This window comes from Vibrio anguillarum, from assembly GCF_003390515.1.
GTDB lineage: Bacteria > Pseudomonadota > Gammaproteobacteria > Enterobacterales > Vibrionaceae > Vibrio > Vibrio anguillarum.
In genome coordinates, this window is the sequence record NZ_CP031479.1 from 1504641 (window position 1) to 1527535 (window position 22895).

Below are 22895 nucleotides of genomic sequence, written 5' to 3' on the forward strand. Positions count from 1 at the left end.
AATTGTTTCGTTCTCATGGTTATTAATCTCAACTGAAAAATCATGTCTAGATTTCTAGAGAGGTAAAATGACAAAAGGTATTGATAAGTACAGTATCGACAGTACTGACTACACCGTCGGGCAAGATAACGTGCAAAAGTGGGGGTTTGATGTTCATAACCCAGTGTTTGGCTTTAGCGCCGGATTTATTGCGCTATTTTTAGTCGCCGCTTTAGTCGTTGATCCTGAGGTTGCGAAGAGCGTGCTTGATGGCGTTAAATGGAAAATTATTGGCACTTTTGACTGGCTGTTTATTTGGTCGGGTAATCTTTTTGTGCTGTTTTGCTTAGGCTTGATTGTTTCTCCCTTTGGTAAAATACGTTTAGGTGGCCAAGAGGCGACAGCAGACTACTCTTTTATTTCTTGGCTCTCTATGCTGTTTGCCGCAGGGATGGGTATTGGTCTCATGTTCTGGAGTGTCGCTGAACCTGTGGCGTATTTTACTGGTTGGTATGAGACACCCTTAGGTGTTGCAGCTAACACACCCGAAGCGGCTAAACTAGCATTAGGTGCAACCATGTACCATTGGGGTCTACACCCTTGGGCCATTTACGGTGTGGTAGCGCTTTCCCTGGCGTTCTTTACTTACAACAAAGGGCTTCCGCTTTCTATTCGCTCTATTTTTTACCCGTTGCTTGGCGATCGTGCTTGGGGCTGGGCAGGGCATATCATTGATATTCTGGCTGTATTAGCAACATTATTTGGCTTAGCAACGTCATTAGGGCTGGGTGCGCAACAAGCGGCTAGTGGTATCCATCATGTGTTTGGCATTGATGCCGGAATGGGCTTACAAATTGTCGTGATTACCGTCGTTACTTTATTAGCGGTGGTCTCCGTGGTGCGTGGTATTGATGGTGGTGTCAAAGTCATCAGTAACATCAATATGATCGTTGCGTTCTTGCTGCTGATTTTGGTTGCACTGATTGGCTATACCGTAACCTTTTCATCCATTCCAACCACATTAATGGCGTATATTGAAAATATCATCCCACTCAGTAACCCGCACGGTCGAACTGATGAGGCTTGGTTCCAAGGTTGGACAGTGTTCTATTGGGCTTGGTGGATTTCATGGTCACCATTTGTTGGAATGTTCATTGCGCGAGTATCAAAAGGCCGTACTATCCGCGAGTTCCTCACCGCCGTATTATTAGTACCTACTGCTGTTACCTTGATTTGGATGTCTGTATTTGGTGGTTTGGCGATTGATCAAGTCATCAACAATGTTGGCCAATTAGGCGCGAATGGTTTGACCGAAGTGCCACTGGCGATGTTCCAAATGTTTGATGCGCTGCCTTATGGCACCTTACTTTCAGTGATTGCGGTTGTGTTAGTGTTGGTATTTTTTATTACCTCATCAGATTCAGGGTCACTGGTTATTGATAGTATTACTGCTGGAGGCAAAGTGGATGCCCCTGTCCTACAGCGTATTTTCTGGGCGTTGATGGAAGGCGCTATCGCCGTAGCCTTGTTATGGATTGGTGGCACCAATGCTATTGAAGCGTTGCAGGCTGCGGCAATATCAACGGCGCTGCCATTTACCATCGTCTTACTATTGATGTGTGTGAGCCTACTGTTAGGTATGCGAACCGAATTATCTAAGCACTAATTCAGATATACCCAGGCTGCTTTAAGTGGGAAGGGTATGGACGTTCAATCATCAAGGCGACTTTTAGTCGCCTTTTTGCTGTTTTTTTGACAGTCGTCATGACAACATTAATTAATAACTTTAGTAAAAGCAAAAGGTTATATTGTGTCAAAAATAGATACATAATTAGTGCAACTTATGCGAAATCTGGTTAATATTCGCCACCTTTTCCGCTTCATACATTTTGTAACCCAATGAAATTGACCCTAAAGCAAAAGCTAATCGGTGCCAGTCTTTCTGCCGTCGTCGTTATGGCGAGCGCGTTGACTTGGCTAGCCGCTGATCAACTCTTTGAACAAACTCGAAATGGCGTATATTCGCGGGCAGAAAGCTTGTCAGCTGCCGCTGCGAAAGGCATTTCGGACTGGATTGTGGTCCGTAAAGAGATCTCAACCGCTTTTAATGACTACACCGCTCAAGATGATGTCGTCCCTTTCTTACAGCAAGCTCGCAAAGCGGGTGGCTTTGATGATATTTTCTTTGGTACACCGCAAGGTGAGATGTATCGTTCACACCCTGAGCGTAACCGTGCTGACTATGATCCTCGCCAACGCCCTTGGTATAAAGATGCCGTTTCAGCGAATAAACAAATTATCACCACCGCTTATAAAGACGCGATCACCAATGCACTGTTGGTGACAATTGCAGAGCCTGTGCGTCGCAATGGGCAATTTGTCGGCGTCGTTGGTGCCGATGTGTTAATCGATCAGCTCATCCAAGATGTCATCAGTTTAGATGCGGGCAAAAACGCCTACGCGATGTTAATTGATGCGCAAGATGGAACCTTTTTAGCGCATCCAGATAAAAATTTCTTATTAAAACCAGTGTCGTCATTGTCGAAGACGTTGACGATGAACATGATAGAGCAAGCAGTGGCTTCAGGTACCGTTGAAGACGCGTCATTACAAGGTGTTGATAAGCTATTTTACTTCGCCAAAGTGCCGCAAACCGATTGGATTTTCGCTATCCAAATGGATCGTGCAACGGAAGAAGCAGCGCATACATCTTTGCTTACCGGCCTGATTGTGACTGCGCTTGTGATTACTATTGCTGTGATTGTAATCGTCTCTTGGTTAGTGAGCTTTTTGTTTAGAGATCTTAGCCGAGTATCCAAAGCATTAGAGGAAATTGCTTCCGGAGACGGTGATTTAACTCAACGTCTTGAACCAAGAAGTGATGATGAAGTTGGGCAATTAGCACAAAACTTCAATATCTTTGTCGGTAACATGCACACTATGGTTTCTAAACTCAGCTTTGTTTCTGCTGCGTTGTCTGAACAGTCAAAACAGACGGCCGCTCAAGCCAAAGAGCGTAGTGCGCGTATCCGTTTACAACAAGATGAAATTAATATGGTGGCTACGGCCATCAATGAAATGGCCGCAGCTACACAAGAGATTGCCGGTAACGCAGATCATACCGCTCAAAACTCTGGTGAGGCGGTAACGGCTTGCGTACATGGCTCGAATCAAGTTTCACAAACACAAGGTTCGATTCAAAATCTGGCTCAAGAAGTTCAAGTGGCCACTGATGTTATCCTTGAGCTGGAAGCACACGGTAAACACATCAATACGATTCTGGCGACTATTCAAAACATAGCAGAGCAAACTAACCTGCTAGCATTGAATGCGGCGATTGAAGCGGCACGTGCTGGTGAGCAAGGTCGTGGCTTTGCGGTGGTTGCCGATGAAGTTCGTGTGCTTAGTCAACGTACACATGCTTCGACAAAAGAAATTCAGCAGATGATCGAAACGTTGCAATCAACGACGGGTAAAGCGGTTGGCATTATGGGTGATAGCCGTATGCTTGCTGGAACCAGCGTAGATGATGCGAACGCCGCTGCAGCAAGTTTGATGCAAATTCATAATTCAGTTGAGCGCATCAGTGACATGGCGACGCAAATTGCCTCGGCCGCTGAAGAGCAAGCTTCTGTGACGTCGGAAATTACTCGCAACACGGAAGGGATCCGCGATGTGTCTAACGATCTTGCACAAGAAGCGCATGAAGCAGCAGCACAAGCATCACAACTTTCTGAGCTTTCGCATCAGTTAGAAAATGAAATTCGTCGCTTTAAGCTGTAAGTTCTAAGCGTAAAAGCCGAGATGTGATTAAAAAAGAGGAACCTAACATGGGTTCCTCTTTTTTTGCTCGTGTCGATCACGGTACTAAACCTTGAAAGAATCCCTTTAAAGGATAATCAAAAAGTTATAGCCACAACGTTCGGACACTTTGCTGCCGATCAAAATGATGAGCGATTTGTGCTTGGAATAATTCCGCGGTGGCAATGGCATCAACTAAAGCGTGGTGTGGAGTGTACGCTGGTAGCCCATAACGCGCTCGCGCTTGCCCTAAACGCACTGATTGTGGTTTTTGCCCTTTTAACTGGTTCCATAAACCTCCATGCAACCGTTGTTGAATTTCCGTTTCCAATTGCAAAGTATCGATCACAGGGAACTCAATGCCTTCACCCAATCGCACTTTTAATGCTTGATTGAGAAAGCTACGTTCAATATGACGGTAATGAACCACAACAATTTTTCCAGATAAGGCCTTCAGTATCGACTCCTGCACTTCTGCCAAATCTGGCGCATCTAAAATATCGTTGTGTGTGATGCCATGGATAACCACCGAATCCTCTTTTAACGCTTGGCGTGGCCGAACTATCCAATGTTTAGAGCGGTTGAGATAGATACGGTTTAAGGTAAAAGGCACCAAGCCAATGGTGATAATGTCATCATGCTGCGCACTTAAACCCGTTGTTTCCAAATCTAAAGCGACAAACTCTATTTCATCGATTGGCGTGCTACCCTTAGCAATCGGCCTTGAATAAAAATCTTTGAGTAACGGATGGTTAACCAACGACTGCTTATTGGCATATTTTGCTACCCAATCGATGCTCGGTTTTTGAAACCATTGTTTAATCATCACTCTCACTTAAAGTTATTGCTGGCTTGATAACGGAATTTCAAGAAATTTTGCGCATTGCTTAGGATTTGAAACGCATCTTTTAAGTTGCGTCTTTCAAAATCGGATAGGTTTTCTGGCTCGATATTGTTATCTGGCTCTATTTCTTGTTCAACGTCAGCCGCTTGGTGGCGAATGCGTACCATAGCGATAAACTCCATTGCATCACGCAGATCTTGCGCCCGTCCTTTGGGTAGAATTCCGGCTTCAATGATGTCATCTAAACGTTCAAACGAGTTGGTAGAGCGTGAACCGACAGCCAATGCATGCACACGGATTAAATCCGCTAACGGTGCAGTGCCGCGACGTTTTAAATTGATGGTGTTATTGTGTCGTCCATCTTTTTCCATCACAAAGTCTTTGAAAAACCCCAATGGTGGCGTGCGGTTCAGTGCATTTCGTGCAAGGCATGCAAGAAACCGATTATTTTTGCGTGCTCGCCGTACAATAAACCCATTCAGTTGTTCTGCCCATTTGGTCCTGCCACACACTCCGTATAAGTCAAAAAAGATGGATGCATTCAATAGCGCCTTAGGGTTAGGGTTATCTATCCAATCGGCAAAGCAGGCTTCCCATTCTTTACGAGTCATACGCCACATCGGGTTGCTGGCCATAATGTCCCCCGTACAGTAGCTGTAACCGCATTGATCTAAGCTGTCGCAGACAAATTTGGCGAACGCTTCGAAATAAGCACCATGCTGTGTTTCTTCATAGCTATCGTCCAAAATTAAAGCGTTATCTTGGTCCGTGACAATTAACTGTTCATCACGGCCCATAGAACCCAAGGCTAAAAAGCAGTATGGAATAGGCGGCGAGCCTAGTAATTCTTCGGCAAGTTCAATGATTCTTTGTTTAAAGCTACGGCCAATCACTGACATCGCCGTGCCGATCATATGTGAGTTTGCATCTTCATTGACTAAACGAACAAAACTGTCTTTGACTTGGTGCGACAGTGTGGCTAACTCTTCAACGCTTTGTTGCTGGAAGATGCGACTGACGAGCAGCAATGAGTTTTGTGATTCGTAGCGAACAATGTCGGTTGCTTCAATGATACCGATCGGCTTTTTTTCTTTGAGTATAGGAAGATGATGAACATTGTACCGAAGCATTTTCAGCATGGCCTCATAGACATAAGCATTATGATCTAATGAGATAACCTCCGTTGTCATCACTTCCGTGACGAGGTGATTAGGATCGATGCCAACGGCTAATACACGCGTGCAGAGATCTCGGTCAGTCAGGATGCCGATTACCGGGCTGTTATCGTCGTCACTCTCTTGCAAAATATCAGGGTCAATCACCAGCAGTGAAGAGATACTCTCTTCCGCCATCTTGATCGCCGCATGTTGAATGGTTTCTGTTTTGTAAACGAAAGGGGCTTCTCGGCTGAGTAAGGTTCGCACTTTCGAGGTGGTGAGATCATTCTGCTCTGTTTTATTCAGCACGGCTTGGCGAAGGCGCGCGTTATCTTGCACTTCAACGAAATCAGCAAAGGAATCATAGTTGTCATATAAATCCTGAAACCTTGCCTCTGGAATACAATAAACCAGCGTATCTTCAATCGCTGTGACCGGAAAACGAACACGGTTATTCGTCAATAGCCCCATTTGACCAAATAAACCGCCTTCGGTTAGGCGGTTGTATAATTCGCCTTTGCGACGGTACACCTCGACGACGCCGCTGCGGATCAAATACAAGTCCTGGATATGATCACCAAAATGAATGATGGGTGTACCTTGTCGAAAATAGGAGATTTCTACGCTCTGCGTCACTTCGATCAGTGTTTTTTCAGGTAGTTCATTGAACGGTGGATACTGAGCAAGGAAGTTCTTGATTTCAATTAATTCTGCTTCCATGGAGGCTTCCTTGTGTTTCGGAGTTCATATTGTGGGATTCTGACGTCGTGAGCCAGCTAAACGATGTAACTTGTCAAAGGGATCCGGTTAGATCGGTGGCATTGGACATAGGATTCAGAGAGTTATAGTACATGAAAAGAACGTGCTTTGCAGGCAAGAGGGGAAAGTGTACGCGCTTCGATGTGAATCAAGTGCCATTTCAGTGAATTGAAGATAAAAAAATAGCCGACAAGTGGCGGCTATTGTTGTCTATTTCTTATCATTATCGATTATAGAACCGCTGCAATACCTCTGCACAGTGGGCCCATATTCGATTTCGTCATGCCTGCCACACTGATACGGCCGGAACCGACGATGTAAATTGCCAATTCATCTTTCAGACGAGCAACTTGTTCCTTGTTCAAACCAGAAAAAGAGAACATGCCATTTTGACGTTCAATAAAGCTAAAATCAGCCTTCACACCTTCGGCTTTTAGGGTGGTAACAAACAGCTCACGCATCTCTTGAATACGTTCACGCATTTCCGTCACTTCGTTTTCCCATTCTGCGCGCAGTTCGGCGTTGTTGAGGATATAAGTAACGACCGCAGCACCGTGCGCTGGTGGGTTTGAATAAATAGAACGAATGATCGCTTTGATTTGTGAGAAGGCTGTTTCAGCGACATCTGTTGAGCCAGCAACGATAGTAAACGCACCCACGCGCTCATTGTACAAACCGAAGTTTTTAGAGAATGAGCTTGCCACTAAGATCTCTTTATTGTATTTCGCAAAAGTACGTAGGCCTTGTGCGTCTTCTTCAACACCTTTCGCAAAACCTTGATAAGCAAAGTCAAACAGAGGAAGAAGCCCTTTATCAGCGACTAATTTTGCTAACGTTTCCCACTCTTTATCGGTTGGATCAATGCCAGTTGGGTTGTGGCAGCACCCGTGTAGAAGAACAATATCACCCGCTTGAGCTTGCTCAAGATCGGTAAGCATCGCTGCGAAATCTTTATCTTTCGTTTCGGCATTGTAGTACGAATACTGCGTGGTTTCTAAACCAGCCGCATTAAAAACACCGTGATGGTTTGCCCATGTTGGGTTGCTGATCCACACTTTCACGTCGCCGATTTGACGCTTAATAAATTCACCAGCTACACGCAGTGCACCAGTACCACCCGGCGCTTGCGCCGTTTTTGCGAGCTTTTGCGTCACAATCTCAGATTCATCGCCAAACAGGAGTTTTTGTACCGCGAGCCCATATTCAGCAGTACCTTCAATGGTGAGATAAGATTTGGTCTTTTCAGACTCAAGCAACGCCGCTTCCGCTTTCTTTACTGTCGCAAGAACAGGTGTTTCACCTGCTTCATTTTTGTAGATACCAACACCGAGGTTAATTTTTTCAGTGCGAGGATCTTTTTTAAACTCTTCGGTTAAACCAAGAATAGGGTCAGCCGGAGCTGCGACAACTTTTTCAAACATAATCATCATCCATGTAAAGTGTTAGAAGGGATTTTAGAAACATAAAATTAAGGTATTTATACCTTTATGAAATATCCGTTACAACACACAAAACAGAAAAACTGAAAATAATTTGTGTTGGCTAAGAATCATGAACAAAAAGGCGATTTTTTTAAAAAAACTCTATCATCCACCGTTTTCAGGCGGGGAGATTAAATAGGTTTTACTTTGAGAAGTAGTCAGCTCAACGGCAAAATTCATCATCAAATACGATATTTTGCCATTGAGCGGAGGAGTTACTGTAATAAGAGATTAATGTTTATCCTGATGGCGAGCGGCAATGGCGACAAATTGTTGTTCAACACTCAAAAAAGCCTCTACGACTTGTGGGTCAAAATGTGTCGCTTCGCCCTGTAGAATGATGGTTTTTGCTTCATCATGAGAAAACGCGGGTTTGTAAACACGCTTTGAGATGAGCGCATCATATACATCAGCCAGTGCCATTAAACGGCCTGAGAGTGGAATCTCTTCCCCTTTGAGTTGTTTTGGATAGCCCGAGCCATCCCATTTTTCATGGTGAGTGAGGGCGATTTCTTTCGCGATTGCTAAAAAGGAACTTGTGCCAAGGTGCTGCTCGGCAATCGACAGCGCTTGTGCGCCGATCTCAGGGTGCCCCTTCATAATAATGAACTCATCATCGGTGAGCTTGCCGGGTTTCAGTAGGACGGCATCAGGGATACCGACTTTGCCAACGTCGTGTAATGGGGCTGATTTGTAGAGTAAATCAATATAAGTGGGCGTTAATAAAGGCTGATATTTCGGTTTTTGGCTTAGATATTGCGCGAGTACTTTGACATATTCTTGAGTACGTAAAATATGAGCGCCAGTTTCATTATCGCGAGATTCAGCTAAAGCGGCTAGGCTGACGATGGCGACATCACGCGTGGTTTTTACTTCATCCTGTGAGTTTTGTAGGCTATCCAACATTTGATTGGTCAACCAAGCCACAGAGCCTAACTCGTTATTTTCAAAAATCGGTAAGCGTTGTGCTATATCACCTTGAGTCACTCGGCATAGCGAATGCTCTTGAGCGTGCAATATTTGCTTCATCAGCTTTCCCCACTGCCAGAGGATAGCGATTACATAACCGCCCAAAACCAAAGAAACATAAATAAACTCTTTAATAATACTTATCTTGCCATGTCCATTGATTAAACTGGCAGGGTTATGTTCAAGCCAAAAAAGATCTTTCACCGCGACCATGGTGAGTGTGGCTGTCAGAGTGATGATCATCAGCATCATTAACCCGATCATCTGCTTAACAATCGAATGCCTTTCACCTTGGAGTTGTTGACGATTCAATTGTACTGCGTGCTGGCGATATTGAGCTCGTTTAGCGATGAGTTGTAATAAGCTTCCGGTAAAGAAACCAAACAGTGTTAAACCAAATAGAATTTTTACATTGCTATCGATAGTGAATTGATAGTGCTGATTGTAATAAAGAGCGAGTGGAATACTGACAAGAAAAAACAAAACACTATCGAGCTTCGCATACTGTTCTGTTTTTGCCCACTGGTGGTGAATAAAGAGATATCGACGCATTACCCATGCACAAAATACACTAATCGTCACATGGGCTGTGATTTCTAATGCGCTTAAACTGGACAACATCGGACAGATTCGTCCGCCATAGGTGGCAAATAGCAGCGCAGCTAAGAGGTAGAGCAGTGCGGTGAGTTGGCTGTTGTTTCGCTTGGTATTATTCATGAATTTGATTTCATTACAGTATGTGATGCTTAAGTTTAGGTGATTAAATTTGTTCGATGTTGTGTTTTCGTGATTAACCGATGTGCGGAGGATCAGAAAAGCGATGGATTCTAGTGATGTATTTCTAGGAAAGATAGCTAAATTAAATGAAGCCCATGTGATCCGATCAGTGCGTCATGTTATGAGAACAGAGGAGAGGGCCCAATGACGTTACTGAGCCGAACTTAACGAAAGTCAATCGTTACTCTGACTGATAAGAGTGGACTGTTTAAAATTACCTAACACAACAAAAGTAAAATTACATCTACCGACTACATTGCAGATTCCTCCAAGCTTTCCTATCTTTAGTTATGAGCTCCAGGCGTTGCATAACAACTTCTTACATAACGTCATAGCTTTCGTCAGTGTTTTATGGCTAAAGGATAATAAATCATGCTCCTCATTAGGCTGGTACGTGTTTACGTGCCCTTAGTGCTATTGTCGATAGTTGCTCTTATGCCACAGCCAACACATTTTGGTGTTTGGGCTCTATTATTTGTTACTTTTGCTAGTGTTAGCTATGCAATTTGGAATTACGAATCCTTCATTTCCCAAGTCAAAGCTCAAAAAAAGACGATTGAACACCTTTCTCAAACACAAGAGATCCAACTGGATGGATATCATTCTTTAGAGCCTCTCTTTGCTCAATCTCTGCCAGTGTGGTCTCGTCATATTGATTTAGCTAATGTGCAACTTACCGATTCTGTTACTCAACTGAGCCAGCAATTTGGTGATCTTGTCACGCAGCTTTCACAAGCACTCTCCTTCTCGCAAGGTTCAACCTTAAAAGATGAGCGTAATTTAATGAGCGAAATTGAGCGTTGTCGAGCCATGCTTTCTAAAGCGGTTGATGAGCTTAGAGAAAGCCAAAAGACAAGAGAGCATATGCTTGATGAAATGCGCAGCCTTGATCAATACACAGTCGATTTAAAAAAAATGGCAACCGATGTGGTGGGCATTGCTGAAAAAACCAACTTATTAGCACTTAATGCTGCCATTGAGTCAGCCAGAGCAGGAGAGGCAGGTCGAGGTTTTGCAGTGGTGGCCGATGAAGTGCGTAACCTTTCACAGCGTTCAAGGGAGATCGCTAGCAGCATGACGGAGAAAGTGAACGTTGTCAGTGATGCGATTAATACTACATTTAAGACGGCTGAAATGGCTATTGCGGCTGAGAGTGAACAAATGGAACAAACCGAGCAGCGTATCGATTATGTCATTAACCACTTCCAAGATATGGCACAAACCTTACAGCAACAGTCTGAGCGGTTAAAAGAAGATGCATTTTCGGTGAAGGAAACAATCAGTAGTGTGATTGTGAAATTGCAATTTCAAGACCGAGTAAGCCAAATATTAGAGCAAATCAGCACCAATCTCAAAGAACTCAGTGACTCATTAGAGCTGCTCAAACAAGACAGCAATCATGCGATCGCAGGCGAATTATCCCCGCAAAAATGGCTGGAAAAAATGACCAAGAACTACACCATGATAGAACAACATGAAAGCCACAAAGGCAAGGTTACTGAGGTGAAAAGCAAGGTGACTAGCACGGACATTACTTTCTTTTGAGAACCGTAAATGAATAAATGAGGAACTCTGTGATGAACAAAACGGTACTTGTTGTAGATGATTCGGCTTCAATTCGGCAGGTTGTGAGTATGACCTTAAAAGGAGCAGGCTATCAGACGATCGAAGCTCATGATGGTAAAGATGCATTATCCAAATTGGCCGGGAATCGTGTTCATTTGGTCATCAGCGACGTAAATATGCCGAATATGGATGGCATTACCTTACTTAAAGAGCTGAAGCAAAGGCCAGACACAAAATTTACGCCGGTGATTATGCTCACAACTGAATCTGAGGCATCGAAGAAAGAACAGGGTCGTGCTGCGGGTGCGAAAGCTTGGGTTGTAAAACCGTTTGCACCTGAACAGATGCTTGCCGCCGTAGCAAAACTGATCCAAGCCTAAGGGGGGATTATGCTGACTCCACACCAAACCGATGAGAAATTAATGTTAAAACTTGACGGTGAACTGACGATTTATGAGGCTCGAAATTTGTTTGAGCAGCTGACCCCTTTTGTGTCTCATAGCGAGAAGATCGCCATTGAACTTTCCCAAGTCACTGCTCTGGACAGCAGTTGCGTACAAGTATTGATGGCATTTAAAAAAGCAAGAATAGAACAGGGATGTGAACTGATTCATCACAGTGAAGTTGTGGTGGATGTGCTGGGTAAACTGGGGCTAGTGGGATGGTTTCATGACCCTATCGTTCTTTCGAGTTCACAATAAGACAAAGTGACAAGCTACTGACGAAGCCCCAGGGAGATACTATGGACGAAATGATGGCTGCGGCGCTCCAAACTTATTTTAATGAGAGTAGGGAGTTGCTTGAAGGGATGGAATCTGACCTTCTTGAACTGGATAGCGGGAATCTTGATGGCTTAAATGAGCGATTAAACGCAATTTTCCGAGCAGCGCATACTGTAAAAGGCTCAGCAGGGATATTTAACTTAAATGAGATCGTTCGTTTTACTCATAAAGTAGAAAGCTTGCTTGATTTATTGCGCTCAGAACAACTTAAGTTGCATGAAAAGCATATTTCCTTGTTGCTTGAGTGCCGCGATCACATGGTGAGCTTGATTGATGATGCTCAAACGGGGCAAGAGTCATCAGAAGATGACGTTACCGGACAGCGCTTAGGGGCCCGATTGTCTGAGTTTTTAGGTCAATCTGAACCAGAAAGTCATTCACCAACCACGGAATCTGAACCTGATCACACCGCACTCGATAATTTCTGCTGGCATATCTCTTTAACTTTCCCGCTTCATGCATTCCAAGATGGTATGGATCCGCTCTCTTTTCTTTCTTATTTAACTACGCTGGGAGAGGTTATTTATATCGAGGCTGTCGACCGAAAATTACCTGATTGGCACAACTTTGATCCGGAATGTTGTTATTTGGGTTTTGAACTGCGTTTCTATTCGCCGGCATCTAAACAACAAATCGAAGACGTGTTTGAATTCATTCGTGAAGAAGGTGACGTTCGCATCTTTCCACCCAGTGCCAAAGTGGGTGACTTCATTGATCACATTCAATCAATGCCCGATGAAAATTATAGAATTGGCGAAATATTAGTTCGTTGTGGCGCGCTCACTGAGACTGAATTGAAGCGTGCATTGCAGCAACAAAGTGAGCGGCGAGAAGCGAGTTCGGACGCGATACCCATAGGCGAAATTATCACTCAGGCTGATGCTCAATTAGCACCCGTACTCAATGCGGCGGTCGATAAACAAAGTAAAGCCCGAGAGGCGCTAACCAAAGAGCAAAAAAGCTTGCGAGTGGATGCTGAAAAGTTAGATACCTTAATTAATTTAGTCGGGGAATTGGTCACCGCAGGTGCCGGCAGTGCATTACAGGCGGAGCTAATTGGCGAAAATGTAATGATTGAATCTGTTGCACGGCTCAATGGCCTTCTCGAAGAAGTCAGAGACGCGGCACTACAGCTTAGAATGGTGGCTATCGGTGCGACATTTGCCCGTTTTCAACGCGTTGTTCGTGATATGGCGAAGGAGCTAAACAAAAGTATCCATCTTACGATTACCGGTGCGGATACCGAATTAGATAAATCAGTGATTGAAAAAATTGGCGATCCTTTAATGCATTTAGTGCGCAATGCGATTGACCACGGCATTGAAACAGAGGAAGAGCGTGTCGCAAATGGTAAACCTTCTCACGGCACCATCACGCTCAATGCTTACCATGACTCAGGCAATATAGTGATCGATGTGAGCGATGACGGAAAAGGGCTCAACAGCGAAAAATTGCGCGCAAAAGCGATTGAAAAAGGGCTACTTGATGAAAACCAACTCGTGAGCGATGACGAGATTTTTCAGCTCATTTTTGAGCCCGGCTTTTCAACGGCCCAGCAGGTTTCCAATATTTCAGGACGCGGTGTCGGTATGGACGTAGTGAAGCGAAATATTACTGATTTGCGAGGTCGAGTAGAGATTCACAGCCTACTTAATCGAGGAACAACTATCCGCATTGTATTGCCGCTCACACTCGCGATCATTGATGGTTTCCTAATTGAAGTGAGTAGCGAAACCTTCGTTGTGCCATTGGATGCCGTTCAAGAATGCGTCGAACTTGATGACCAGTGGCTCAAAGATGGCCAAGGCAAACCTTATATTAATCTCAGGGGACAAGTGCTGCCTTTAATTGATTTAAGAGTGCAATTTAACCTCACTGCGCGTCGCTCAAAACGCCAAAATGTGGTGGTGGTCAGTAGTGCGGGGCAAAGTGCTGGTTTGATCGTGGATAATTTGTTGGGGGAATTACAAACCGTAATTAAGCCACTTGGGCCGATTTTTTCACGGGTTAAAGGAATCAGCGGTTCGACTATTTTGGGCAGCGGGGATATTGCTCTTATCTTAGATATCGCCAGTTTATCGCAACATATTATGAAGGAAGAGTCGAAGCATCGCTTATTGGCAATGCACTAACTTGGCTCAATTACATCGTCAGAAAGGAATAGGCTATGTTTAAAAATATTTCAGTTAAATTCAAACTAAGTATGCTAGTTGGCATCTTAAGTTTGTTACTCATTGTGGTCGGATCACTCGGGCTTTATGGCATGCAAAGAACACTGCATGGGCTAGAAACGGTCTACTATGACCGAACCGTACCAGCACTGTCTATCGGTGACATTAAATCTCGTCTTCTGAGCAATCGTATAGCGCTGGCTTTCTCACAACTGTACCCAGAAGCGGATATTATTCGTGCTCAGATTGAGACGGTTGAGAACCACCTCAAAGTGATTGATGACAAATGGGGCAAATACAAGTTAACTAAATTAACCAAGGAGGAGGCTGAATTAGCAACACAATTTGAAGAACAAAATAAAGTCTTTGTTGAGCAAGCTCTACAGCCCACCATTGATGCTTTGCGACGTTTAGACATTGATGAAGCGACTCGCCTTGCGGTTGATAAAGTACGCCCACTCTATGCACCCGTTGAAAAAACAGTAAATGCATTAATTCAGCTGCAATCTAATGAAGCGCAGAATGTTTATAACCATGAGGTTGAGCTTTATGACAACCTACAAATGATAGCTATTGGATCAATTATATTGGGGCTACTGTTTGGTATTGGATTTGCGGTTACCTTGATCCGCGGGATCTGTAATCCTTTAGAGCAAGCAGTGTCGCTGGCTAACCGACTCGCTGTGGGTGATTTAACAGGTAAAATTGAAGCGACGTCAGGCGATGAATTGGGTCGCTTGCTTGAAGCCATGCAAAAAATGGTGGCCAAGTTGTCAGACATCGTAGGTGAAGTGAATAGCTCAAGTAATGCATTGGCTTCGGCATCCGAAGAAGTTTCAGCTACCGCTCAGAACTTAAGTCAAGGTGCGAGCGAACAAGCGGCCAGTGTTGAACAGACTACCTCGTCGGTAGAGCAGATGTCAGCCTCAATCGCGCAAAACACTGAAAATGCGAAAGTGACCGATAGCATGGCAGGCAAAGCGGCTAAAGAAGCGAAAGAAGGTGGAGAAGCGGTAGCTAAAACTGTGTTAGCGATGAAATCGATAGCTGAGAAAATTGGTATTATTGATGATATCGCTTATCAAACTAACTTACTTGCGCTCAACGCCGCAATCGAAGCTGCTAGAGCTGGCGAGCATGGTAAAGGTTTTGCAGTGGTGGCTGCCGAAGTCCGAAAATTGGCAGAGCGCAGTCAGGTTGCTTCTCAAGAAATTGGTGAGGTTGCTAAAAATAGCGTTGGTTTAGCGGAACAAGCCGGAAAACTGCTGGATGAAATGGTGCCTTCTATTCAAAGAACATCCGATTTAGTACAAGAGATCAACGCAGCTTCAATGGAACAAGCAACCGGAGCAACACAAATTAACCAAGCGATGGAACAGCTCAACAGTATTACGCAACAAAGTGCTTCCGCATCAGAAGAGCTTGCGTCGACCTCTGAAGAGATGAGCAGCCAAGCACAGCAGCTCCAGCAACTAATGACCTTCTTCAAAACAGAAAATAATCGCCGTGAAGCAGCAAATAAATCTTCAGTTCACCACGAGCAGCAACGTCCTAAACAGAAAAAGGATGTTGAGTTTGTCTCTATGGACGATGAACCTGAGTATGTGCGCTTTTAGTGGCTGGAGGTGAATGTGGCTAATCTTATCCCGGTTGAGGCTAACTCGATGATATTGGCTAAGTCCAATACAGAATTAGCACAAGATCAACAGTACTTAACATTTCAGCTCAATGGTGAAATGTACGCCTTTGCGATTTTGCATGTTAAGGAAATATTAGAGTATGGCAAAGTAACTCAGGTGCCAATGATGCCTGACTACATTCAAGGCATTATTAACTTGCGTGGTGAAGTGGTACCTGTCGTCAACCTAGCTCGGCGTTTTTATCTTAAACCGCAAGAAGTGAATAAAAAGACTTGTGTTGTCATTATCGAAGTGACGAATGAAGAACAGCGTCAAGACCTAGGTGTTATGGTTGACAGTGTTTCTGAAGTCATTGAAATATCAAGTAAGTTTATGAGGCCTGCCCCTAATTTTGGTACCAAGATCCGGACCGAATTTATTTGTGGTATGGCTCAATTCGATGAAGAGTTTGTCATTATTTTAGCGGAGGATAAAGTCCTATCTGTTGAAGAGTTGGCCATGATGGAACAGGTCAAAGAGCAGAATGAACTTGCAAGTTAAGCACAAATCTCAGCAACTTGGGAATTCAGCCATGGAGCAAATGTCCATCATCAGTGATGCAGACTTTGAGTTGTATCGTGGCTGGATATATCAATCTGCAGGTATCGCACTAACACCCAGTAAGAAAGCGTTGGTGGTTGGGCGTTTAAGCGGGCGCTTAAGAGAGCTCGGTATAAGTTCATATCGGGAGTATTTTGAGTATTTGACGAAATTTAGCGATCAGCAAGTACGCAAACTTGAACAGCAACGAGCCATCAATTTGCTGACCACCAATGAAACGTACTTTTTCAGAGAAGAGGCCCATTTTGCTTATATCCAGCACCATCTCTTCACTGTATGGGGTAAAAAACAGATCCGTTGCTGGAGCGCAGCAAGCTCGACAGGTGAAGAGGCTTATTCTCTGGCAATGTTATTAGACAGCCGTTACCAAGGAGAATGGCAAATAGTTGGTACCGATATCAATAGTCAAGTGTTGCAAATTGCATCACAAGGTATTTATCCGATGCTACGCCATGAACATATACCGAAAGCCTATCTCAAAACGTATTGCCGAAAAGGCATCGATACCAAGCATGACACATTGAAAATCGTTAATTCATTAAGGAAAAAAGTAAAATTCGGATTAGCGAACTTACAAAATCAGTTGGATGAACTTGGTCACTTTGATCTTATTTTTTTACGTAATGTTATGATTTATTTTGATCAAAATACCAAACAAAGAGTCATCAGTAACGTTACGAACCGATTAAAAAGTGGCGGTATTTTATTAATAGGCCACTCTGAAACATTAAACGGACTCAACTGCGATGACTTGCAATTACTGCAGCCGTCTATCTATCAAAAACGAGGGATTTGTGATTAATGGCGAACGAATTTTTACCTAAAACAGAGGCTCTGAACTTGATGCCTGGCGAGATATTCTTTGGTCATCACAGAGGTTGGATTCATACGCTGCTGGGTTCGTGCGTTGCCATTACGTTATGGCATCCAAAAACGCAGTTAGTGGGTATGTGCCATTATCTGTTGAGCCAGCGATCCGCCCTAGGTGAAGAGGCCAAACAACCTGAAGGCTATTATGCTAGCGATGTTGTGGCGTACTTTTCCCTTCAGTGTCGACGACATCAAATCAATCCTAAGGAATGTGTTGTTAAAGTATTTGGAGGTAGCACTATGTTTGCAGGTCACTACAGCAAAGTCGCTTCGATAAATGTTGCACAACAAAATGTGCGACTGGGTATGCAGTTACTGAAAGAGCACGGTTTTCAAGTAAGCCGCAATGATGTGGGTGGAAAGCGTTATCGTAAAGTATTTTTTGATGTCCAAAATGGTGATGTTTGGGTTCAATATGGGCGATCTTCTGCAAGAGAGGTAGCTTATTAATCAGCCATTGAGTGTCGACTTATAGAGGCATTACATGAAAAAAATAAAAGTATTAATCGTGGATGACTCCGCGGTTGTTCGGCAAGTGATAAGCGCTTTGTTGAGTAATGAACCTGATATTGAAGTGCTTACTCCTGCTTCTGATCCCATATTCGCTCAAAAAAAAATGGCTGTTCAATGGCCAGATGTGATTATCTTAGATGTAGAAATGCCTCGTATGGATGGAATTACGTTTCTCAAGCAACTGATGGCGGAGCATCCGACGCCTGTCATCATTTGTTCTACACTGACGGAACGTGGTGCGGAAGTGACTATGCAAGCATTGCAAGCGGGTGCGTTGACGATTATCACTAAACCCAAAGCAGGGTTGAAAGATTTTCTACAAGAAAGTCGGCAGGAAATGTTAAGTGCGGTGCGCGCCGCCGCACAAGCAAAGCTAGAAAATATTGTTAAACCCAAACCTCATGTACTCAAGAAAGTACAGCAAACAATGCCGAATCCGAATCACTCGACATTAACATTGAAGACCACACAAAAAGTGGTCGTGATCGGCACATCTACAGGTGGGACACAAGCTTTAGAAGCGATCTTAACAGCATTGCCAGCAGTCTCTCCTGGGATTGTTATCGTGCAACATATGCCCGAAAAATTTACCGCGATGTTTGCTGACCGGCTCAATGGGCTTTGTCAAATAGAGGTCAGGGAAGCAAAGAATGGCGACCGAGTTCTTCCGGGGTTGGCATTGATCGCTCCGGGTGGCCGTCACATGCAACTGAATCGAAGTGGTGCACATTATCAAGTCGAAATCAAAGATGGCCCCGCAGTTAACAGGCATAAACCATCAGTCGATGTACTTTTTCGCTCAGCGGCAAAGCATGTAGGCCCTAACGCTGTCGGTTTTATTTTGACGGGAATGGGCGATGATGGCGCACGAGGTTTGCATGAGTTGAAAGAGAGCGGTGCCTATACAGTTGCACAAGATGAAGCAAGCTGTATCGTTTTTGGTATGCCCAAAGAGGCAATCGAACGTGGTGGTGCTTGTTCGGTGCTACCACTCAATCAAATAGCGCAGGAAATATTGCAACGAGCTTCATCGAGGCACTTATAGATCAGATCTTCATTTATTTTTAGTTGAAACCGACTTGTTGAGACGCTCCCAACAAGTCGTAGTAGTTACTTTTTTAAGCCAATTTGAGATTCGATGGCTTCGGTTTCTATTTCAGGGTGTTCGGCGAGCTTTTCTGAAGCCCATTGATTGATATGCTTCAAAATAGCCGACACGGCATGTTTTTTTGTTGCTTGCTCATTTTCTGCCACATCTAACGCTTGTTTAGGCTTTAAGCCAGTAGCATCTTCTGCGATATGAAGCCAATCAGGATGCCAGTAGTAAGGTTGACCAGAAGGGGTCATCCAGCCATGAACACCGTTTGTTTCACCATTGTACTGCAAATTATCTACATCATTTTTTTTCATATAAGTTCTCGTCATGGATCGATCTGAATACGTGGTTAATGTAACTCGGTTGCATAGCACAATAGAGTGAACATGATCATGTAATTGAACTAAATGTAACAAAGGAAGATGAAATTGAGGTGATTTTGATCTCATGTTTATTTGAAATTCACTCTATTGTTATTGAGAGTGAACACTGATTGTTGGGGAAATAAAAAAACCACCGAGTTTAACGTCGGTGGTTTTTACAAAAATCGTGTTTGATTTTTAGAAGTTTGCAGAGCGTGGTGTACGTGGGAAAGGAATCACATCACGCACGTTGCCCATACCGGTCACATAGGACACTAAGCGCTCAAAGCCAAGGCCGAAACCCGCGTGCGGTACAGTACCGTAACGACGTAAGTCGCGATACCAACTCATGTGTTCAGGATCTATGCCCATTTCAATCATACGCGCATCAAGAACATCTAAACGTTCTTCACGTTGAGAGCCACCGATGATTTCACCAATACCTGGGGCAAGAACATCCATTGCAGCGACAGTTTTACCATCGTCGTTTAGACGCATATAAAATGCTTTAATGTCTTTAGGGTAGTTCTTGACGATCACAGGCGCTTTGAAGTGCTCTTCAGCAAGGAAGCGTTCGTGTTCAGAAGAAAGATCAATGCCCCATTCAACATCAAATTCAAACTTACGGCCTGAATCGATTAGGATCTTCACAGCATCTGTATAGTCTACTTGCGCAAAATCTGAATTAACGAACTGCTCAAGACGAGTAATTGCCTCTTTGTCGATACGCGAAGCAAAAAACTCAAGGTCATCACGACGTTCTTCAAGAACGGCTTTGAAGACATACTTCAGCATATCTTCAGCCAGTTTCGCGACATCGTTTAGATCAGCAAACGCGACTTCTGGCTCTACCATCCAAAATTCTGCAAGGTGGCGGCTCGTGTTTGAATTTTCAGCACGGAACGTTGGGCCAAAAGTGTACACTTTGCTTAATGCACAAGCATACGCTTCGGCATTTAACTGTCCTGAAACTGTAAGAAATGTCTCTTTGCCGAAGAAGTCTTCGTTGAAATCGACATTGCCTTGCTCAGTACGAGGAAGGTTAGCGAAATCCAGCGTTGAAACACGGAACATCTCACCCGCACCTTCTGCATCAGAAGCGGTAATCAGCGGCGCTGACATCCAGAAATAACCTTGCTCGTGGTAAAAGCGGTGGATGGCTTGAGAAAGGGAGTTGCGTACACGAGCCACTGCGCCAATCACGTTGGTACGTGGGCGAAGATGCGCCACTTCACGAAGATATTCAATTGAATGGCGAGTTTTTGCCATTGGGTAGGTTTCAGCATCTTCAACCCAGCCAACAACCTTCACCTCAGTTGCTGCAAGTTCAAATGCTTGACCAGAAGCAGGGGACTCAACAATCTTACCTGTTACTTCGACAGAGCAGCCAGTAGTGAGCTTTAGCACTTCGTCATTGTAATTATTCAGATTATTAGGGACCACGGCCTGAATCGGGTCGAAACAAGAGCCGTCATAAATGGCAAGAAAAGAGATTCCAGCTTTGGAATCACGACGAGAACGAATCCAGCCTCGGACAGTCACTTCACTGTCAACGGCTAGCTTACCGCTCAATACGTCTGTTACAGGCGCGTAAGTCATGTTTGATATAGTCTCCATTGAGGTAAAAATTCAACCCAATGTTCAAAGGTATTCTCACTATATAAAGTGGACAAAAAACAAGCGAAACATTGGGTTGCTTATTACTTTTTAATTCAATGGCACATATTACCTGTCAATTCGTTCGCATCAACCTTTATTGTCGATTCGTGGCCGAATTCTTAGCAGAAAGCGTAAATTGATTCATCAATGTTTCTAAGCGCTGCGATAGCTGTTTTAAATTGACGCTGATTTCTCGGGTTTGCGTTGCCGATTGAGACGTATCATCAGCATGTCGAGTAATGACTTCGATCTTCCCTTGAATTTCTTGGCTGACTTGTGTGGTCGTTCGTGTTTGATCTTGAATATTGTTTGCATGATCAAGCACCTGCTGCATCTCTTGTACTGCATTACTCATTGCGGAAGATAAAACTTCGACTTCATTTGAACGTTGATGCGCATGTGAGCAGACCAAATCAACTGAGGTGAGCGATGTTTCACTGTCACGTTGGAATTGAGCGATGATTTTCTCAATGTTTCCAGTCGCTTCTGCCGTTCGTGAGGCGAGTTTTCGCACTTCATCGGCCACGACCGCAAAGCCTCTTCCTTGTTCACCCGCTCGTGCTGCTTCAATCGCCGCGTTTAAAGCCAGCAAATTAGTTTGTTCGGCGATACTTTTAATCGTTTCAAGAATGGAGGAAACCAGCCCTGTCTGATTATTAAGTTCAGAAATTTTATCTTTCACGGACTCGATATCGCTCACTAAACCTTTGATATCAGAGCTAGCTGTATGTGCTTGCTGTGCACTTTGTTGAGCGACGTTAGCGGTATGTTTGATAAGCTTTGATGCATCAACGGTAGCTTGATTAACCGTCTGTTGTTGAGATTGCATCTCTTCAATATTTAGCTGGACGTCAGAGGTTTCACGCTGCTGATTTTTTGCCGCTTGGTTAGTTGTTTGTGCTACGTCGGTTAGCTGGTTTGCTGAATCGGCAAGCGAATGAGAGGTTTCTTGCACTTTTGCCAAACTGTCCGAAACCGTGTCCATTAAAGAGTTGATGGAGATCGCGAGTTGTCCGAGTTCATCTTTTTTGGTGCTGATAAGTCGTTTTGATAAATCTTTGCTCTTACTGATTTCACACATGAATCGTGACGTATGCTGGATAGGGCGAACAATCATCTTGCGGATCAAAAAAAGCGTGATCATAAATCCGATAAAGGCAATGGAAGCCATAATAATAACGGCAATGACAGTGTGAGTACTGATCATTTGGTTTACATGGCTCAGGTTATATTCAAGACGAATAGCTCCTAAAACGGTTCCTTCTTCCGCCATATGACAAGATACGCAGTTTGTGCCTCGGTAATCTAGGCTTGATTTCATCGGTAAGGCGACGACCAATCCTTTCCCCCAGGAAGCATTGAATGGTTCAATGACGGTTTCCCCGGCCAGTGCGCGTTTATCTATCTCGTCCATTGGCTGTTGATTTTCTTTTCCAGGACCATAAAGTTTACTGACCGCTTCTGAACGTAATACTCGCACCTGTTCAATACCATCTTGCGCGAGTGCCTTTTGGCGCAAGGTCTCTTTCTGAGCCATGGTACCAGTCAACATCATCATATTGAGGCTATCAAAGTAGTTACTCGCTTTATCGTGTAACTGCTCGCTCAACACCGAATTGAGCAGGTCACGTTGTTGTATATATTGATAGCTCGTTGACACCGTTAATACAAAAGCAAAAACGGTGATGAGCGTAAGTAGCAATTTAGACGTGATTGTTGAGTTCATGATAATTTTATTATTATTGAGAGGGTGACAGTGTAAATATAGCGTTAATATGCACTAGTGCAAAAGTTGTAGTCTTTGGAGTGTGACCCTATACATACTATAGGTTTAACAAATGTGATGTGGCACGTCATGATTCCCTATTA

General features: G+C 44.0%; 18 protein-coding genes. 11 read left to right on the plus strand and 7 right to left on the minus strand.

Annotated features, from left to right (window positions below; all coding sequences use genetic code 11):
• Positions 1 to 67: 67 nt before the first annotated feature.
• Entirely contained in the window at positions 68 to 1645 is a 1578-nt protein-coding gene (locus tag DD616_RS10980) for a BCCT family transporter (RefSeq protein WP_013856751.1), read from the plus strand.
• 233 nt (positions 1646 to 1878) lie between these two features.
• Complete coding sequence (locus tag DD616_RS10985; RefSeq protein ID WP_208872291.1) at positions 1879 to 3762, plus strand: methyl-accepting chemotaxis protein; 1884 nt, start codon at positions 1879 to 1881, stop codon at positions 3760 to 3762.
• Positions 3763 to 3886: 124 nt separating this feature from the next.
• Here the strand turns inward: DD616_RS10985 and DD616_RS10990 are convergent, their stop codons facing one another.
• The 4 genes from DD616_RS10990 to DD616_RS11005 form a co-directional block, all read right to left on the minus strand.
• A complete protein-coding gene (locus DD616_RS10990) occupies positions 3887 to 4606 on the minus strand; it encodes a 3'-5' exonuclease (RefSeq protein ID WP_069571721.1) in 720 nt (239 codons plus the stop codon).
• 5 nt (positions 4607 to 4611) lie between these two features.
• On the minus strand, positions 4612 to 6501 hold the full coding sequence (locus tag DD616_RS10995; protein ID WP_208872292.1) for a putative nucleotidyltransferase substrate binding domain-containing protein: 1890 nt from the start codon (positions 6499 to 6501) through the stop codon (positions 4612 to 4614).
• 269 nt (positions 6502 to 6770) lie between these two features.
• Positions 6771 to 7961, minus strand: coding sequence for an amino acid aminotransferase (locus DD616_RS11000; RefSeq protein ID WP_139152123.1), 1191 nt, complete (start codon positions 7959 to 7961; stop codon positions 6771 to 6773).
• A 291-nt stretch (positions 7962 to 8252) separates the two neighbouring features.
• Complete coding sequence (locus DD616_RS11005) at positions 8253 to 9707, minus strand: HD domain-containing phosphohydrolase (protein WP_208872293.1); 1455 nt, start codon at positions 9705 to 9707, stop codon at positions 8253 to 8255.
• 432 nt (positions 9708 to 10139) lie between these two features.
• Here DD616_RS11005 and DD616_RS11010 point away from each other — a divergent pair, with 432 nt between their 5' ends.
• Genes DD616_RS11010 through DD616_RS11050 form a run of 9 tightly spaced genes read left to right on the plus strand, consistent with a single transcriptional unit; the run spans position 10140 to position 18954 of the window.
• The gene (locus DD616_RS11010; protein ID WP_013856758.1) at positions 10140 to 11312 is read left to right on the plus strand and encodes a methyl-accepting chemotaxis protein; all 1173 of its coding nucleotides are present in this window, start codon (positions 10140 to 10142) and stop codon (positions 11310 to 11312) included.
• 17 nt (positions 11313 to 11329) lie between these two features.
• On the plus strand, positions 11330 to 11713 hold the full coding sequence (locus tag DD616_RS11015; RefSeq protein ID WP_013856759.1) for a response regulator: 384 nt from the start codon (positions 11330 to 11332) through the stop codon (positions 11711 to 11713).
• A 9-nt stretch (positions 11714 to 11722) separates the two neighbouring features.
• Positions 11723 to 12034, plus strand: coding sequence for an STAS domain-containing protein (locus tag DD616_RS11020; protein ID WP_208872294.1), 312 nt, complete (start codon positions 11723 to 11725; stop codon positions 12032 to 12034).
• Between the two features lie 41 nt (positions 12035 to 12075).
• Positions 12076 to 14247 carry a chemotaxis protein CheA gene (locus DD616_RS11025; RefSeq protein WP_208872295.1) on the plus strand — a complete coding sequence of 724 codons (2172 nt, stop codon included), beginning with the start codon at positions 12076 to 12078 and terminating at the stop codon, positions 14245 to 14247.
• 35 nt (positions 14248 to 14282) lie between these two features.
• Complete coding sequence (locus DD616_RS11030; RefSeq protein WP_013856762.1) at positions 14283 to 15902, plus strand: methyl-accepting chemotaxis protein; 1620 nt, start codon at positions 14283 to 14285, stop codon at positions 15900 to 15902.
• Positions 15903 to 15917: 15 nt separating this feature from the next.
• Entirely contained in the window at positions 15918 to 16466 is a 549-nt protein-coding gene (locus tag DD616_RS11035; protein WP_228209078.1) for a chemotaxis protein CheW, read from the plus strand.
• Positions 16450 to 17328 (plus strand): CheR family methyltransferase, encoded by an 879-nt coding sequence (locus tag DD616_RS11040; protein WP_208872296.1) that lies wholly within the window; start codon positions 16450 to 16452, stop codon positions 17326 to 17328. Before DD616_RS11035 ends, DD616_RS11040 begins: the two co-directional genes overlap by 17 nt.
• Complete coding sequence (locus DD616_RS11045) at positions 17328 to 17846, plus strand: chemotaxis protein CheD (RefSeq protein ID WP_013856765.1); 519 nt, start codon at positions 17328 to 17330, stop codon at positions 17844 to 17846. Before DD616_RS11040 ends, DD616_RS11045 begins: the two co-directional genes overlap by 1 nt.
• A 34-nt stretch (positions 17847 to 17880) precedes the next feature.
• Positions 17881 to 18954 (plus strand): protein-glutamate methylesterase/protein-glutamine glutaminase, encoded by a 1074-nt coding sequence (locus DD616_RS11050; RefSeq protein WP_013856766.1) that lies wholly within the window; start codon positions 17881 to 17883, stop codon positions 18952 to 18954.
• 65 nt (positions 18955 to 19019) lie between these two features.
• On the opposite strand, the gene DD616_RS11055 is transcribed toward DD616_RS11050, so the two are convergent.
• The 3 genes from DD616_RS11055 to DD616_RS11065 form a co-directional block, all read right to left on the minus strand.
• A complete protein-coding gene (locus DD616_RS11055) occupies positions 19020 to 19319 on the minus strand; it encodes a hypothetical protein (protein ID WP_017043621.1) in 300 nt (99 codons plus the stop codon).
• Between the two features lie 246 nt (positions 19320 to 19565).
• Positions 19566 to 20966 carry an asparagine--tRNA ligase gene (gene asnS / locus DD616_RS11060; protein ID WP_026028293.1) on the minus strand — a complete coding sequence of 467 codons (1401 nt, stop codon included), beginning with the start codon at positions 20964 to 20966 and terminating at the stop codon, positions 19566 to 19568.
• A 154-nt stretch (positions 20967 to 21120) separates the two neighbouring features.
• The gene (locus DD616_RS11065; protein ID WP_088728877.1) at positions 21121 to 22752 is read right to left on the minus strand and encodes a methyl-accepting chemotaxis protein; all 1632 of its coding nucleotides are present in this window, start codon (positions 22750 to 22752) and stop codon (positions 21121 to 21123) included.
• Between the last annotated feature and the right edge of the window lie 143 nt (positions 22753 to 22895).

Coding starts and splice junctions, on each gene's coding strand:
- DD616_RS10980 (WP_013856751.1), top strand. CDS start 68: ATGACAAAAGGTATTGATAAGTACAGTATCGACAGTACTGACTACACC.
- DD616_RS10985 (WP_208872291.1), top strand. CDS start 1,879: ATGAAATTGACCCTAAAGCAAAAGCTAATCGGTGCCAGTCTTTCTGCC.
- DD616_RS10990 (WP_069571721.1), bottom strand. CDS start 4,606: ATGATTAAACAATGGTTTCAAAAACCGAGCATCGATTGGGTAGCAAAA.
- DD616_RS10995 (WP_208872292.1), bottom strand. CDS start 6,501: ATGGAAGCAGAATTAATTGAAATCAAGAACTTCCTTGCTCAGTATCCA.
- DD616_RS11000 (WP_139152123.1), bottom strand. CDS start 7,961: ATGTTTGAAAAAGTTGTCGCAGCTCCGGCTGACCCTATTCTTGGTTTA.
- DD616_RS11005 (WP_208872293.1), bottom strand. CDS start 9,707: ATGAATAATACCAAGCGAAACAACAGCCAACTCACCGCACTGCTCTAC.
- DD616_RS11010 (WP_013856758.1), top strand. CDS start 10,140: ATGCTCCTCATTAGGCTGGTACGTGTTTACGTGCCCTTAGTGCTATTG.
- DD616_RS11015 (WP_013856759.1), top strand. CDS start 11,330: ATGAGGAACTCTGTGATGAACAAAACGGTACTTGTTGTAGATGATTCG.
- DD616_RS11020 (WP_208872294.1), top strand. CDS start 11,723: ATGCTGACTCCACACCAAACCGATGAGAAATTAATGTTAAAACTTGAC.
- DD616_RS11025 (WP_208872295.1), top strand. CDS start 12,076: ATGGACGAAATGATGGCTGCGGCGCTCCAAACTTATTTTAATGAGAGT.
- DD616_RS11030 (WP_013856762.1), top strand. CDS start 14,283: ATGTTTAAAAATATTTCAGTTAAATTCAAACTAAGTATGCTAGTTGGC.
- DD616_RS11040 (WP_208872296.1), top strand. CDS start 16,450: ATGAACTTGCAAGTTAAGCACAAATCTCAGCAACTTGGGAATTCAGCC.
- DD616_RS11045 (WP_013856765.1), top strand. CDS start 17,328: ATGGCGAACGAATTTTTACCTAAAACAGAGGCTCTGAACTTGATGCCT.
- DD616_RS11050 (WP_013856766.1), top strand. CDS start 17,881: ATGAAAAAAATAAAAGTATTAATCGTGGATGACTCCGCGGTTGTTCGG.
- DD616_RS11055 (WP_017043621.1), bottom strand. CDS start 19,319: ATGAAAAAAAATGATGTAGATAATTTGCAGTACAATGGTGAAACAAAC.
- asnS (WP_026028293.1), bottom strand. CDS start 20,966: ATGACTTACGCGCCTGTAACAGACGTATTGAGCGGTAAGCTAGCCGTT.
- DD616_RS11065 (WP_088728877.1), bottom strand. CDS start 22,752: ATGAACTCAACAATCACGTCTAAATTGCTACTTACGCTCATCACCGTT.